This is a genomic window from Tsukamurella pseudospumae, assembly GCF_001575195.1.
Taxonomy (GTDB): Bacteria; Actinomycetota; Actinomycetes; order Mycobacteriales; family Mycobacteriaceae; genus Tsukamurella; species Tsukamurella pseudospumae.
This window is the reverse complement of record NZ_LSRF01000101.1, coordinates 1-862: the sequence shown is the minus strand read 5'-3', so window position 1 is coordinate 862 and position 862 is coordinate 1. Positions and strand designations below refer to the sequence as shown.

Annotated in this window: 1 protein-coding gene and 1 pseudogene; both read left to right on the top strand. The window is 69.0% G+C overall.

The features are described 5' to 3' along the window. Positions 1-465, top strand: a pseudogene (locus AXK60_RS25315) (IS21 family transposase); the annotation flags it as partial. 42 nt (positions 466-507) lie between these two features. Next, on the top strand, positions 508-862 hold a 355-nt coding region (locus AXK60_RS25310; RefSeq protein WP_175400121.1), incomplete at its 3' end, for an ATP-binding protein.

Genomic DNA, 862 nt, shown 5'->3' with positions numbered 1-862 from the left:
ACCCGCCTCGAGCTCGACCACTACCTCGAAGGGCTGCTCCGCAAACCGGGCGCGCTGCCGGGTGCGACGGCGTTGGAGCAGGCCCGCGCTGCGGGGAAGTTCACGCCGATTCACGACGCCTGGTGGGCCGCCGCCCGCAAAGCCCACGGCGACCAGGCCGGCACCCGCGCATTGATCGAGGTGCTCTTGCTGCATCGGCATATGCGTCACGAACAGGTCGTCGCCGGTCTCGCCGCCGCGCTCTCCGCTGGGGCGCTCACCGCCGACGCCGTCGCTCTGGAGGCCCGCAAAGCCGACACTGAACCCACCGCGGCGGAAGCGGCCGTCGATCTAGACACCACTGCTGACCAGCGCAGTGTCATCTCGCTGACCGCGCACCGCCTGGCCTCGCTCCCGCCGGATACTCGTCCGCTTCCGTCCGTCGCCGCCTACGACCAGCTCCTGCGCCACCGGCCTGCCGAATAGGCCGAGTCCACCTGCACAGACCATCACTTGGGAGATTCCGCCGTGACTACCGCTCGCCGTTCCGGACTGACCGAGCAAGCCGCTGACGCCGCCATCGACTCCGCGTGCCGCATGCTGCGGCTGCCGACGATCCGCTCGCACTTCACCGACGTCGCCGACGACGCCGCCCGCGATCAGATGTCCTACCGGGCCTTCCTCGCCGAGCTGCTGATCTCCGAATGCGACGACCGTGCCCGCCGTCGCTCCGAACGACGGATCAAGGCAGCCGGCTTTCCGCGGGAAAAGTCGTTGCGGACGTTCGACTTCGACGCCAACCCGAACATCGACCCCGCCACCATCCACACCCTCGCCAAATGCGACTGGGTCCGCAAAGGCCTACCGCTCTGCCTGATCGGCG